The sequence below is a fragment of the Psychromonas sp. B3M02 genome (genome assembly GCF_003318165.1).
Taxonomy (GTDB): domain Bacteria; phylum Pseudomonadota; class Gammaproteobacteria; order Enterobacterales; family Psychromonadaceae; genus Psychromonas.
Window position 1 is genome coordinate 13010 of record NZ_QOCB01000061.1, and the last position, 14576, is coordinate 27585.

The 14576-nt window shown below is 37.3% G+C and carries 10 protein-coding genes; 9 read left to right on the forward strand and 1 reads right to left on the reverse strand.

Annotation, left to right across the window (positions count from 1 at the left end):
- Positions 1-4: 4 nt before the first annotated feature.
- The 4 genes from DS885_RS07630 (at position 5) to DS885_RS07645 (ending at position 4287) form a co-directional block, all read left to right on the forward strand.
- Positions 5-892 carry a hypothetical protein gene (locus DS885_RS07630; RefSeq protein ID WP_258546868.1) on the forward strand — a complete coding sequence of 296 codons (888 nt, stop codon included), beginning with the start codon at positions 5-7 and terminating at the stop codon, positions 890-892.
- 245 nt (positions 893-1137) lie between these two features.
- Positions 1138-2148 (forward strand): quinone-dependent dihydroorotate dehydrogenase, encoded by a 1011-nt coding sequence (gene pyrD, locus DS885_RS07635; protein ID WP_113818840.1) that lies wholly within the window; start codon positions 1138-1140, stop codon positions 2146-2148.
- Positions 2149-2175: 27 nt separating this feature from the next.
- Positions 2176-2730 carry a cell division protein ZapC domain-containing protein gene (locus tag DS885_RS07640; RefSeq protein ID WP_113818841.1) on the forward strand — a complete coding sequence of 185 codons (555 nt, stop codon included), beginning with the start codon at positions 2176-2178 and terminating at the stop codon, positions 2728-2730.
- Between the two features lie 171 nt (positions 2731-2901).
- Positions 2902-4287 (forward strand): sodium-dependent transporter, encoded by a 1386-nt coding sequence (locus DS885_RS07645; RefSeq protein ID WP_113818842.1) that lies wholly within the window; start codon positions 2902-2904, stop codon positions 4285-4287.
- A gap of 71 nt (positions 4288-4358) precedes the next feature.
- Here the strand turns inward: DS885_RS07645 and DS885_RS07650 are convergent, their stop codons facing one another.
- Positions 4359-4640 carry a peptidylprolyl isomerase gene (locus DS885_RS07650; protein ID WP_113818843.1) on the reverse strand — a complete coding sequence of 94 codons (282 nt, stop codon included), beginning with the start codon at positions 4638-4640 and terminating at the stop codon, positions 4359-4361.
- A gap of 165 nt (positions 4641-4805) precedes the next feature.
- Between DS885_RS07650 and htpX the strand changes: the two genes are divergently transcribed.
- From htpX to DS885_RS07675, 5 genes are all read left to right on the forward strand, one after another.
- Positions 4806-5681: a protease HtpX gene (gene htpX / locus DS885_RS07655; RefSeq protein WP_113818844.1), complete on the forward strand. Its 876-nt coding sequence runs from the start codon at positions 4806-4808 to the stop codon at positions 5679-5681.
- A 215-nt stretch (positions 5682-5896) separates the two neighbouring features.
- On the forward strand, positions 5897-6865 hold the full coding sequence (locus DS885_RS07660) for an ABC transporter substrate-binding protein (protein ID WP_113818845.1): 969 nt from the start codon (positions 5897-5899) through the stop codon (positions 6863-6865).
- Complete coding sequence (locus DS885_RS07665) at positions 6858-8573, forward strand: PAS domain-containing protein (RefSeq protein ID WP_113818846.1); 1716 nt, start codon at positions 6858-6860, stop codon at positions 8571-8573. Before DS885_RS07660 ends, DS885_RS07665 begins: the two co-directional genes overlap by 8 nt.
- A gap of 221 nt (positions 8574-8794) precedes the next feature.
- Positions 8795-10513 carry an autotransporter assembly complex protein TamA gene (tamA, locus tag DS885_RS07670; protein ID WP_113818847.1) on the forward strand — a complete coding sequence of 573 codons (1719 nt, stop codon included), beginning with the start codon at positions 8795-8797 and terminating at the stop codon, positions 10511-10513.
- Between the two features lie 119 nt (positions 10514-10632).
- Positions 10633-14439 carry a translocation/assembly module TamB domain-containing protein gene (locus tag DS885_RS07675; RefSeq protein WP_181817729.1) on the forward strand — a complete coding sequence of 1269 codons (3807 nt, stop codon included), beginning with the start codon at positions 10633-10635 and terminating at the stop codon, positions 14437-14439.
- The last annotated feature ends 137 nt before the right edge of the window (positions 14440-14576 follow it).

A 14576-nucleotide genomic window follows, 5' to 3' on the forward strand; every position in this document is an offset into this window, starting at 1 on the left:
TTAAATGATTAAATATTTACACTTACTGAACTTTCCTAATATAAGCAGCTCTAATACCTACTTATTCGTTAAATTAGGCTTATATTTTGTGCGTATCTTTCTGTTAATCTTTTCACTTACCGCGCCACTGTTTATTTTTGTCCCCATGAAACTATTGGCGCAACAGTATTCTATTATTTTGTCTGATACTCAAATTGACAAACTGGCTACGCTTATTTGGAAAAATGAAGGCGCAGGTAAAAAAGAGTATCTAACAGTTTGGAATAAAAACGAGGCTTTCCCTTCATTAGGTATAGGGCATTTCATCTGGTACCCCAATCAGGAAAAAGGTCCCTATGTTGAGCAGTTTCCTGAGTTATTAAAGTATCTAGTTGATAATAATGTATCTGTACCAGAGTGGTTATTGACGGCTAAAAATGCGCCTTGGCATAACAGAGAGGATTTTTATAACCATTTTGATGATACACAATTAGCTGAATTAAGAGAGTTATTAGCTTCAACGGTGTCATTACAGGCGGCTTTTATTATCAAACGCTTAGAAAAAGGTATTCCAGATATTTTGAACGCGAGCTCTGACCAAGAAAAGCAAATTATTAATAAACGCGTTATGGAAATGAGTGAAACACCAGAAGGTACTTTTGCGTTATTAGATTACATTAACTTTAAAGGTGAGGGGATAGCACAAAAGGAACGCTATCAAGGTAAAGGCTGGGGCTTAAAACAAGTGTTATTGAATATGCCCGATCAAAACACTGATTTATTGTTAAACTTTGCTATTTCAGCCGATCAAATGCTCACTCGACGTGTTGAGAATGCGCCACGAGATGAAAGTGCTTGGTTAAAAGGTTGGCGAGCGCGTGTTTACCAATATCCAGCGTTAACCATTAACTAATTATCACTCATATCCGTTTACAAACAAGCCTATTTTTATAGGCTTGTTTTGTATTAGCCCTCTTTTTTCCTGAATTCAATATGACAATTGATTTGTGTGATTAGCATTAACACAGGAATATCACAAAGTTGTATGCTAAGCACTGGGCAATTTGTTATTATCGTCACGTAGATTGATAATTTCATCTATATAGTCAAGAAGATAAGTATTCATCATCAGTTACCTACTACCTATAAGGCCTTACTATGTTATATCGAATTATGCGCAGTTTTTTATTTAGAATGAACCCAGAAAAAGCGCACGATCTTTCAATCAAGCAGCTTAAATTAACTCACGGTACGGTATTAGATCTTTTCTACCGCCAACGAGTTCAACAACGACCTGTGACAGTAATGGGACTTAACTTTCCAAACTCAGTGGGTTTAGCCGCTGGTTTAGATAAAAACGCAGAATGTATCGATGCTTTTGGTGCCATGGGCTTTGGTCACGTTGAAGTGGGTACAGTGACACCAGTAGGTCAACCTGGTAACCCTTCACCACGTTTATTCCGTGTGTTAGAAGGTGAAGGTATTATTAACCGAATGGGCTTTAATAATGACGGTGTTGATAATTTAATTGAAAACGTAAAAAACAGTGAATTCAAAGGCGTTATTGGTATTAATATTGGTAAAAATATTCATACACCCGTTGAACAAGGTAAAGAAGACTACCTGATTTGTATGGAAAAGGTTTACCCTCATGCGGGTTACATTGCTGTGAATATTTCATCACCCAACACACCTGGATTAAGAAGCTTACAATATGGTGAAGCCTTAGATGATTTACTTATGTCATTAAAAGAGCGTCAACAAGCACTGGCTAAAAAACATGATAAATATGTTCCAATCGCACTAAAAGTAGCCCCAGATTTAAGTGATGAAGAGATTGAATCCATTGCACAATCTTTACTAAAATATAAAATAGATGGTTTAATCGCAACCAATACAACTTTAGATAGAGAGATGATCAAAGGCATGTCTCATGCTGCCGAAGCAGGTGGGTTAAGTGGTCGTCCTGTACAACATAAAAGTACGGTTGTGATCGCTAAGTTTGCAGCGCAGCTTAAGGGCGAAATTCCAATTATTGGTGTTGGCGGTATTGATAGTGTGATGGCAGCAAAGGAGAAAATTGAAGCAGGCGCAAGCTTGGTGCAAGTCTACTCTGGTTTCATCTACCAAGGTCCAGGCTTAATCAAAAATATCGTTAATCATATTTAATAAGTTAATATAAATGAGGTAAACAAAATGGATTTTATTCCAAAGGCAGAGTGGCAATGGGTATTTGATCAAGAGCAGGGTAAATTGTCCGTTGTTGATCGTGACCGCACTTTTCCAATTGTTTACCAATCGAATATGCTGAGATTACAACAAAGCCAAGTTATCTCTTTTACGGTTGAAGATGTAACACGCTATATTGAGCTATTCGAAAGTGATTCTTTAAGTCATTTTGAAGAATCACTTCGTTGTAAAATTATTTTACATTTAATTGCAATAGATGTGTTTCATAAGCCTATTATGCCTAAAAGCTGGTTGTTTCAAACATCTGAGCAGGCCATAACTCATTACAATAATGGTGAGTTAGCAATGTTAACCACAACAGGCGAAATGGAATCGGCAAAATATATGGTATTAGAACAACAGGATAATTTCTGTTTGTGTATGTTATTTGATCAAGTGCATCACTTCTCTAATGGTAAAGAGTTTAAACAGTTTCAAATTATTAAAGTGACTGTCGATAAGTTAACACCTTGTCTATCTTCTCAGCCACAGGAGTGGGTTTCATTTCAAAACGCAGGTTAACTTGTACATCATTAATAGCCTATTAAAAGTAGGCTATTCCTCTTTATTGACCTCAATACCTAGCTTTTTTATATTTTTTCTTTTTATTGCCTTAAGTTAACTAACCTTTGCTTGTAATTATTATGCGATATGATTATAAAGACCACATTTTTAATTATATATGGTTTTTAGATGAGCATAGACACACAGGTATCTAATCGATGGTCAAGTCGATACGCGTACATTCTCGCCGCAACCGGTGCCGCGGTTGGATTAGGTAATATATGGAAGTTTCCCTACATAATGGGTGAAAACGGTGGCGGTGCCTTTGTACTTGTTTACCTGTTGTGTATTTTATTCATTGGCATTCCTGTGATGATGGCTGAAGTTGTGATTGGTAAACGTGGTCGGTCTACTCCAGCTAATGCTGCTGCGCATTGTGCAATAGAATCTAATGCAAGTTCACATTGGTCGATAATTGGCGCAATGGGTGTTTTAGCTGGATTTTTGGTACTGAGTTTTTATGTGGTGATCGCGGGCTGGGCTGCAGCTTACGTGTATTTTGCTGCTACGGGTGAATTTAGTTATGCAGCAATTGATGCCAGTACTCACACACAAGCCATCCAAGAGTTATTCATTGGTTTAATTACTGATAGTCAACAATTATTGTTTTGGACAAGTTTTATTGTGTTGGCAGTTGTCTTAGTGATCATAAAAGGTGTTAAAGCAGGCTTAGAAAAAGCGGTCAACTTTTTAATGCCTGCATTACTTTTATTATTGCTAGGTATCATGATTTACTCTGCGATAGTAGGGGATTTTGATAGTGCTTTCTCATTTATGTTTGATGTCGACTTTTCTAAGCTATCCATTGAGGGCGTACTCGTTGCATTAGGGCATGCCTTTTTCACTCTAAGTCTTGCCTCTGGCATTATGATGGTATTTGGCGCTTATTTACCAGAGGGGGTTTCCATCGCTAAAACCTCTGTAATGATTGCTATTGCTGACACTTTAGTGGCTTTGATTGCTGGGTTAGCCATTTATCCAATCGTTTTTGCAAGTGGTTTAGAGCCAACAGCAGGCCCAGGTTTATTATTCCAATCTTTATCTGTCGCTTTTGGGAATATGCCCTTTGGTGATCTGTTTGGTACGTTGTTTTTTATCATGATCGTTTTTGCTGCCTTTACTTCTGCTATTGCGATGCTTGAACCAACTGCAGCTTATCTTGCAGAGCGTCATGGTTTAACAAGAGTTAAAGCGGGATTAGTTGCAGGGGGGGCTATCTGGTTTATGTCTTTATTAACCATTTACTCTTTTGCTGGAGCAGATTGGACAAAAATATCCTTTGGTATGGGCAGTAACCTTTTCGAATTTTTAGATTATATTACTGCTAATGTGTTGTTGCCCTTAGGTGGATTATTTATCTCTTTGTTTGTAGGTTGGAAGATCAACAAAGAAGTTGTGAAGCAAGAGCTAAACTTAAGTGCCTTGCAATTTACAATAGTTATTACCTTGTTACGCTGGGTTGCACCTGTGGCAATCTTATGTGTTTTTGCAAACTCTATCGGTTTATTAGATTGACAGTTTAATTACACGTACAAAAAAACCGCCAATGGCGGTTTTTTATATTATTTGTTCGATAACGATAGTGATTAATCGTTACGCTTAGTTACTTCTAATAAATGGTAACCAAATTGTGTTTTAACTGGGCCTTGAACTTCGCCAACTGGTGCACTGAACACAACTTTATCAAAAGCTGGTACCATCATACCTGGACCGAATTCACCTAAATCACCACCTTGCGCACCTGATGGGCATGAAGAGTGTTGTTTTGCTGCTGAGCCAAAATCAGTGCCAGCTTCAATCTCATTTTTTAATGCAATGCATTGTTCTTCTGAGCTTACTAAAATATGACGTGCTTGAGCTAAAGCCATGGTTGTTCCTTAAGTATTAAAAAAGTGGGAATGGATTGTAACGGCAGAATTTCCTAGGTGCAAATTAGACTGATGAATCTGCGCATTTTTGATAAATATTTACTTGCATCTTTTGATTAAAGCCATATTATGTCAATAAATCGTTATTTTTAAGTTGAGGTCAACATGAAACGTATTGCATTATTCCTATTAACTAACCTAGCCGTGGTATTGGTGTTAGGTATTGTCTTAAGTATTGTCTTTTCGGTGACTGGATTAAACTCTAGAAGCATGGGTGGATTGTTAGTATTAGCGACCGTATTCGGTTTTGGTGGTTCTTTCATTTCATTAGCGATGTCAAAATGGATGGCGAAAAAGAGCACAGGAGCAGTGGTGATCACTAATCCAAGAAATGCTACAGAACGTTGGTTATTAGACACAGTTGAAAAGCAAGCGGCAAAAGCAGGGATTGCAATGCCAGAAGTGGCTATTTACCAAGCGCCAGATATGAATGCGTTTGCTACTGGTATGAAGAAAAATAGTGCATTAGTTGCAGTGAGTACTGGTTTACTTGAGCAAATGACACAGGATGAAGCAGAAGCGGTATTAGCACATGAAGTTAGTCATGTTGCTAATGGTGACATGGTGACCTTGGCCTTAATCCAAGGTGTGGTTAATACCTTTGTTATCTTCTTAGCGCGAGTGATTGGTGGTTTCATCGATAATGCCATGCGTAGCAACGATGATGAAAACTCTGGCCATGGATTTTCTTATTTTATCATAGTGTTTATTTTAGAGATGGTATTCGGTATTTTAGCTAGCACCATTGTGATGTACTACTCACGTAAACGTGAATTCAGTGCAGACTCTGGCTCTGCAGCTTTAGTGGGTAAAGAGAAGATGATTGCTGCGCTAAGACGTTTACAACACAACGCAGAGCCAAAATTAGAAGGCAGTTTGATGGCTTTCGGTATCTCAGGCGAGAAGAAAAGCAGTCTATTTATGTCTCATCCACCACTAGAAGACCGCATCAAGGCATTACAAAACAGTCAAATGATGTAGCCTTTTTTGTAACAAACTCACAATAATGTATAAAAATAGCGTGTATTAAACTACACGCTATTTTTTTATGTAATGATGAATACAATTGTGAACGATAAACATTTTATATTTCGCCTTAACCCCAGTCATTATCCAAGGTAAATTTAGATCACATACTCAATGGAATTGGTATAAACTCAATTTCTTCTATTAAACTGCTTATAAATAATGATGTTATGAACTTTATTCCCTATAAATTAACAACTTTGCTATTCTTATTCTTTACCTTACTAAGTTGTACTCCTTATCAAAAGCCTTTAACCGTAGGTGCAGCACCTTGGCCAAATTTTGAATTTGCATTTTTAGCCGATGAGCTAGGGTTTTTAAATGAATATCAATACTCTTTATTAGAATTAACCTCTTCGACTAGTGTCATCCAAGCGTTCCAAACTGGAAAATTAGATCTCGCATTTCTCTCTTTAGATGAAGTATTAACCTTAGTCGCATTAGGCATTGATTTAAAAGTAATCTCTGTTATCGACAGATCTAAAGGCGGGGACGCATTGATGGCTAAACCTAATATTAAATCATTACAAGATTTAAAATGGCATGCAATCGGTTATGAAAACAAAGCAGCAGGGGCATTATTATTGGATGAAGTATTTACACTTACCGACCTCAACAATCAAACTGTTCAACTATTCGAAGTTAAACAGAATGAAGTAAAAGATGCCTATTTACACAGTAATATTGATGCATTGATGGTACGTGAACCGGTTAAGCAACAGTTAATTAGTTTAGGTGCTCATGAGTTAATTAACTCAAACCAACTCACATTGCCAATTATCAACGTATTAGTGGCTCGAGGCGATTTATATCAAGAGAAAGAGTTACAGATTGCCGAATTTGTTCGACAATTTTATAACGCTCATCTTTTCTATCAAAAAAACACAGAAGAAGCTTTAACCTCTATGTCAGTTCGACTTCAGTTGTACCCTTATATACTTGAAAATGCGTTGGCGAACACACAATTTATTGACGCAAAACAAGCTTTATTCCGTTTATCTGGCTCACCTTCAAATATTGAAATCCAAGCGAGGGAGTTAAGTGAAGTGATGATTGAAAAACGTATGCTTGGTAATATACAAACTGATTTTTCTAGTCTTATCTCAACACGTATATTAGAGCGAGCTATTTATGAATAAATTACGTTCTCTTTCCCTGATTATCCTATTACCCGCATTATTAATTGTTATCTTTATTGTACTTCAGGGTAGTGTGTTGTTTATGGAATATCGCCAACAACAAGCAAACCTCTACATCAAATCTGAGCAGGATTTAAAAGGTTTAGCAGGACAATTACAAACCTCGTTATCTAACTCATTAATGCGTTTAGAAAAATCTCAAGCTCAGGAGTTTGTTTCAACGGCAGCATTAAATGAAAATGTAAAAACTGTTGCCGTCGTTGATAACAACCAACAGGTTGTATTAAGTAACCAGTTTCGAGAGAAATATATGTTTGCTAAATTACAATTAGAAGGTTACCAAGGTGATCTATTAGACCGTGTTATCAATAAAAATGAAATCATCGTACAGTTATCTAAACAGAAAGAAGAGTTAGTGGCCTATGCGCCATTACAGATGATCTCAAAGGGCAATAGTTTAAATCGTAAGTTTAATGGTGTTATTTTTATTCGTTACTCCTTAAAAAGTGCTTTTAGTGCACTAGCTTACCAAAGTGTATTTAGATTGGTTAAATTTACGCTAGTGTTACTAGCGACACTTTGTCTGTTTGTTTACCTAATTAACATTTTAGTTGTTGTCCCGCTTAAACGCTTTATCACATCCATTGATAATATCGATATTAACAACCCTAGTTATATTGATATGTCAGGTTTTGGCGAAGTAGGATTGTTACAAAAATCATTTATGCGTTTGATTGCAGAGATCTCGAGTAATACGCATCGTTTAGAAATACGAGAGCAACGTTGGGCTAATGCACTTAATGGTGCGAGAGACGGTGTTTGGGATTGGGATGTTGACTCTGGTGAGGTGTATTTTTCTAAACGTTGGAAAGAGATGCTCGGTTTCCACAAAGAAAATATTTCTAATGATGTGATTGAATGGGAAAATCGTGTTCACCCAGATGATTTGTATTCAGTGTTTGAGGATTTAGCCGCGCACTTTGCTGGTTCGCACTCTTTCTTCGAAAATATTCACCGTATGAAATGTTATAATGGCGAATATCGTTGGATCTTAAGTCGAGGACAGACTGTATCCTGGGATACAGAAGGTAACCCTAAACGAGTTATTGGTACTCATACGGATCTATCGCTATATCGTGAAATGTTAAAAGAGGTCAAAGTCGATAGTGAACTTTCTGAAAATGTCACAGACCTCCCAGACCGTGAACAGTTTTTATTGCATATAGAGGTAGAGAATCAACGCTTATATGATCAAAAAATGCAAGGCGCCCTGATTGCTTTTAACTGTGACCGTTTTAAACATATTAGTGAATTACCAGAAACCAACAAAATAAATGAACTACTTTACTTAGTAGCACGTAGATTAGAGCAGCATCATAGCAATGCGAACTTTGTCGCGCATATAAAAGGTTTTGAGTTTGTCATTTCCATTGATGATATTGGCTCAGATTATGAAGCCGCAGCAACTGCAGCTTTACAAATGACAAAAGACCTTGAATCTGCATTGCAGGTGCCATTCAAAGTGTTTGATGAACAATTCATGTTAAATTGTGCCTTTGGATTGACACTGTTTCCTGCAATAGGTGTGCAAGCGAGTACATTGTTACATCAATCTGTAAGGGCTTTAAAAATGGCTGAACAAGCACAAGATACTAATATTCAATTTTATGACAACACCTTATCTACACTTTTACAGGAAAATCAGTAATAAACAGATTGTCATTAAATTGTTGTTTCTGTCAAACTGCAATAATAGATATGCTCGAAGGGTAAAACTTTATGAGATGTATTGAGTCATATCATGGTTAATGACAACATTCAGTTATATAGCGTAATTTTGATTACAGATAATTTGTGATTCCAGAGTGTGATGCTGATATTATTTCATTGCTATATGTTAGCAATTAAATCGAAAAAATTAGAGAGTTAATGAAAATACTATACAGATTATGTGTTTATTGCTTATTAATATCTTCCTCATTGAGTGCAAACGCAGCAGTTGATTATGAGATTAAAGGAAGTACAGACCAGCAAGCCACGGACAATATTAAAGTCTACCTAAGTGCTATTTCTGCCCCAACAAGCATTGATAATATTAGTTACCTAAATGAAGTTGAGGAAACCGCAAAAGAAAGCTTAACCGCCCTTGGTTATTACCAACCTGAGATCACCACCAGTATTAATGAACAGGGTGATAAACAAACGGTTATCTTAAATGTCAATTTAGGTCAGCGTATTACCATTACAGAAGTTGACTTAAGAATCACTGGCGAAGCATTACAAGATGCAAATTTCCAACAATATATGCTGGATTTCCCAATTAAAGAGGGGGGGTATTTAAACCACAGTGAATATGCTGCAGCCAAAAGTCGTTTTACTAGTTTAGCGCAACGATACGGTTACTTTGACGCTGAATTTAGTAAATCCTCAGTAGAAGTTACGCAAAAAAATAACACAGCCATCGTACATTTATGGTTTGATAGCGGCATACGTTATCAATTTGGTGAGTTATTTTTTGACATAGATACCCCCGCAGAAAAATATATACGCTCCCTGGTTAACTTTAATGTTGGAGACCCCTTTGATACTAATATTCTTAACAGCTACAACCAAGAGTTAAATCAAACGGGTTACTTTAAAAGTATTTCCATTCTACCAAATATGGAAAAGAAGCAAGTTAGAAGTATCCCACTTCATGTTATTACTTATATGAATCCTGAAGACTCATTTACTGCTGGCTTGGGTTTCAGTACCGATGAAGGTGTGAGAGGGACATTCGGCTGGACACGACCTTGGATCAATCAATATGGCCACTCTATTGAAGCAAGCTTAACAGCGTCAGATCCAAAACAAGAAGCATCCATTGTTTATAAAATACCCATAGATGATCCGCTTTATAACTATTACTCGATTCAAAATGGTTACAAAATGCTTGACCAGAATGATACTGACACAAAGCAGTATGTGGTCAGCTTTAATCGACATTGGCGTTTAGATAATGACTGGTTACGTACTATATATTTACGTTACGATAATGAGTCAGGTACACAAGGGCAACAAGACTTTTCAACCGCCTTAATATTACCTGGTATCAGTTTTAGTAAAACCAGAAGTCGTGGTGGAATCAATGTTGATTGGGGTGATAAAAAGCAGGTGTTTTTCGAGTTTGCTGAAGATAGCCTATTGTCTACCGATGATGTAGTAAAAGTGTATGGTCAAACTAAATTCATTCGAACCTATTCTGGTCATCAGTTTGTCGCATCCGCTGAGGTAGGGGCGATTTTTTCTGAGTCAATTTATGATGTACCTTCTTCTATGCGTTTTTTCACTGGTGGTGATCAAAGTATCCGTGGTTATGGTTATGAAGATATTGCGCCAGAAGATTCAGATGGTTATTTAATTGGTGGTTCTTATTTAGCCACGGCCAGTTTAGAGTATCGTTTCCCGATCGCAGAGAGTTGGAAATTGGCGGTCTTTTCTGATGTTGGTACGGCTACCGATGATTTCTCAGAAGCGCTTTCGAAAAGTGTCGGTGGAGGTGTTGTCTGGGCATCTCCAGTTGGCCCAATTCGTTTATATGTTGCTGCACCGTTAACTGATACTGGCGATTCCTTCAAAATTCACTTTATGATTGGTCCTGAATTATGAGCATTCTTCCTGCCTCTTTTAAAATTCTCAAATATCTGTTTTTTATCACTTTTGTGTTGGTCATTTTAATTATTTGGCTGTTAAATACACATTCTGGCAATAGTCTAGTGATTAATATAGTGGAAAAATTTGAATCACGATTACAAATCAATCTTACTGAAGGTAGTTTATTGTACTCTCCAACCTATGAATTAATTCGTTGGCAAGATGATGATACGCTGATTGAATTAAAGGATGTAAGTTATCGCTTCGATTGGCAATGTATCGTTGAAGAGTTTTGTATCGATTCTCTAAAAGTAGGCAGTGCGACGGTTAATATACCAGAATCCACTGACCCCGCAGTTGAAGAAGAAACATCAGAGCCAGTGGAAGTGGAGTTTCCCATTCCTGTACACATTCGAGGCTTAGATATTAACAACACCCTAGTTAATGTTGCAGGGCTCAAGATAGAATTATCTCAATTACTATTAGCCGTTGATGGCGAAAATAGTGATATCACTCTTAGTACCAGTATTGACGGTTTAACGGTTACTCTGGCTGATACCGAAGAAGAGTCGCCGACGGCTAATAGCAGTATTAATAAACCATTGGTTATTCCTGATAGCATCCCTGCTATTTTAAAAGAGGGAGATCTACCCGAAGTTGTTTTACCCGTTAATTTATTGGTTAAGAAACTAGATGTTAATCGATTTACTCTGATTCAAAACCAACAAAATGTAGCAAAAATTAACAGCTTGCAAAGTCAATTTGATTATATTGGTTCTGCAATTTCAATACACAAGTTTGCATTAGATGTACCAGAAGCCAATCTAGATCTTAAGGGTAATATTGATATCAGTAAGCGTTACCCAATGGACTTACAAGCCTCCATTGAGGTGAAAGAGGTAGCGCAGCTGGATCCGAGTACTTTATTAAAGGGCCAAAAAATTGAGTTAACCGCAAAGGGTGATTTAGGTGATTTATCATCACATATTAGTTTAACCCAGTTAATTAGCGCCACTATTGATAATCAAATTGATCTATATAGTCCTAATTTACCACATCAATTGCAGGTGCAATGGTCAGAATTATCTTGGCCATTAACTGGTGACCCACAAATAATTACTAATCAAGGACATATAACCAGTGAAGGCACTTTAAGCGACTATCAAATTGATATTGCAGCAGACTATGCATTACCAGACTTCCCCAAAGGTGAACTTTCCTTAAAGGGGCAAGGTGATCTAAGCGGCTTAACATTATCTCAATTATTAGTTGAAACCTTACAAGGTGAAGTTCTTTTAGTCGGACAACTTAATTGGAAAGAGCAACTGACTTGGCTAGGTGACCTTAATGTTAAGCATCTTGATTTTGAAGCGTTAAGTGCCGAGTACCCAGCAACGTTAAATGGTCATATACAACAATCTGTCACAGTGTCTCTTGAAGACCCTAATCAGTGGGCATTTGACCTTCCAACAATTGACTTAGCGGGTGAGTTTTTAGCGCGTCCGTTAACCATAGACGGGACTGCAAATGGCTCTGCAGCTAAGGGCATAAATGTTAATAACTTGAATATTATTAATGGTGATAATCGCGTTTCAGCAAATGGTAAAGTAGCAGAAATTAATGACTTAGCTCTGACTATAGATATCCAAGATTTAAGTAAAATAGTGGTTGAAACCGCAGGTAAAATCCAAGGGCAAGTTAACCTAGCAGGCAGTTTGGATAAGATTAAGGTTAACACAGATCTCACGGCTGAAAACCTGGGTTACCTAAAAGATAGTGTAGGAAAACTGACTATCAAGGGTGATGCAACACTTACTGAACTGCCTTATGCTAATCTAACAGTTAGTGCGAAGGATATCCTGGCTAGCGGTCAAAAAGTCCAATCCCTTAATGTATCTGTCACCCCTGATTCCGTTACCAAGAAAGAAGTGACACATGATATTAAGCTTGATTTAAATAGTAGCATGGCAAATAGTGATTTAACCTTGGCCTTTACTCAACAGGTTAATGATTGGCAAGCGCAATTACAACAAGCCTTGATAGACAGTGAGCAGGGTAAGTTAACCTTGGAATCACCTTTCACGGTGACAATGGATGGGCAGACCGTTAATGTTAGTGAACACTGTTGGGTTGCTAGTGATCAAAGTAATGCAAACAACGGTCAACTCTGTGTTAATAAATTAAGTGCAGGTGAAGATGGTGATATTGATATCAGTATTAACCAATTTTTAATGAGCAGTCTTACGCCATTTATGCCAGATACATTAACGATAGATGGAGCGTTGGATGCGGATGTGGATATTTCTTGGGTAAATAACCGGAAACCTAACATCAATATCTATCTTGATGGAGACCAAGTTGCACTGAACATTAAGGATACAAATTCACAGCAACAATCCATTAATTACCCAGTAGAGCAATTACATATTGAAGTAAAAGCGGATCAACAAAATGCTGACTTTTCTGTACAAGCTATTTCAGATGGTTTGATCAATGTGAACCTTTCTGGCCAGGTAAGTCCTTATGACAGCTCTCCTAGCATTAATGCAAAATTGAACCTTCAAGTACCTAATTTTGATGCTTTTACTGTGCTTGTTCCTCAAGTGGAAGCGTTATCAGGACATTTAGAATCAGACATTGATATCAGCGGTACATTGGATAAGCCTATTTTAAAAGGCCAAGTATTAATCGCAGAAACAGTAATGAAAGCGCCAACATCACCGGTACAAGTCTCGGACTTAAATGCGCAAATTAACATTGATAATAATAAGGCTGATATCGCTGGTTTTTTCTTTACCAATAATCAAAAAACACCAGAGAAAAAATCCAATAGTTTTGTCGATACTTTAGTGGCGATAAAGGATACCGCGATTAAAAATACTATCAGTATTCCGCAACGTATTGCCAACATTAAGAAAGATGATAAAAAAGAGCAATCAAACGGCCGTGTTGATATATCTGGTTTATTAAATTGGGCTGATGACTTTAAAGCTGATGTACATTTAGAAGCCGATCAAATGTTGATCCAAGATTATTCACAAATAGAGCTCTATGTTAGCCCAAATATTGATCTTATTTATGACCAAAGTATCAGTGTTGATGGCGAAATCAATATTGATAAAGGTAAGATAACCGTAAAAGCGTTACCAGAAGGTGCTGTAAGTACCTCTAGTGATGTGATTGTCGTGGATGCAGAAGAAACCACTGACAGTGCTGATTTGCCAATGAAACTAAACGTAAAAGTTTCCATGGGTGACCGTTTACGTATTCAAGCACTTGGGTTAGATTCTCTGATCAAAGGTAATTTGTTAGTGCGAAAAGAGCTTACCAAAGAACTAACTGTGAATGGTGAATTAACCTTTTCAGAAGGGAGTTACCGCGCCTTCTCACAGGAGCTAGTATTACAAAATAGCCGTGTTGTTTTTCAAGGTTTAGCAGATTCACCTTATTTAAATATCGAAGCTATTCGCGATCCTTCAGATATTGAAGATAACGTGACTGCAGGTGTACGTGTAACTGGCACACCTGATGAAATTGAATTAACGATTTTCTCAGATCCATCGATGTCGCAACAAAACGCACTGTCGTATATTACTCGAGGCTACTCTATTGAAAGTGCTTCAGGTGACGATAGTACCAGTCAGCTAGCAGCGATATTAATTGACTTAGGCGCAGGGCAGACTGACGGCGTTATGAATAATATTGGTGAAAGTGTTGGTATTAAAGATCTGTCACTAGATTCTAGTGGCCAAGGTAGCGAACAATCGGTGGGATTAAAAGGTACTATCGCACCAGGTGTTGAAGTCAGTTATGGCGTAGGGGTGTTCGACTCCTTTACTATTTTTGCCATTCGTTATGAGTTATTCAAACAATTCTACATTGAAGCTTCAAGCGGATTATCTCAAGCAGTTGATGCTTATTATGAATGGGATTGGGATTAAACACATATCAACTTTAGGCTATAAGAGGAGCTTTAAAAGTGATAGCAAAGATCTGTACGTTGCTATCACTTTTATTGCTTATTTTAATAGACTAATAACCAAACAGCCTCGACAGTATAACTTATACCAATTGTATT